Annotated in this window: 1 protein-coding gene; it reads left to right on the plus strand. The window is 66.4% G+C overall.

All coding sequences use genetic code 11. From position 1 onward, the window contains the following. Window positions 1-163 precede the first annotated feature (163 nt). Window positions 164-361, plus strand: coding sequence for a DUF6458 family protein (locus ABD127_RS05750; protein ID WP_344198654.1), 198 nt, complete (start codon window positions 164-166; stop codon window positions 359-361). The last annotated feature ends 17 nt before the right edge of the window (window positions 362-378 follow it).

Consider the following 378-nt stretch of genomic DNA (forward strand, 5'->3'; position numbering starts at 1 on the left):
GATGTGCGCACTTGCTCGGCTCGAATCGCCTGAATCAGCCGAACACGTGCGCACATCTGGTGGAAGTGATGGGCGCACCGACGTGCAGAGGTGGCACTACCGTGCCATCGTCGATCTGTTGGACCCCACCGCCGCTCCCCCGCGGCTGACCTCAGGAGGCACCATGCAGATCGGCGGATCCCTGTTCCTGCTCGCGGTAGGAGCGATCCTCGCGTTCGCCGTCCGCGACTCGATCGACGCGGTCGACCTCACGATGGTCGGGTACATCCTGATCGCCGTCGGCGCGCTCGGACTGATCATCTCGCTCATCGTCAACGGCCAGCGTCGCGGACGCGACGACGTGCCCCCGCCGCGGTACTGACCGCAGCGACGACGAAG

The sequence above is a fragment of the Aeromicrobium alkaliterrae genome (assembly GCF_039529015.1).
Classification (GTDB): domain Bacteria; phylum Actinomycetota; class Actinomycetes; order Propionibacteriales; family Nocardioidaceae; genus Aeromicrobium; species Aeromicrobium alkaliterrae.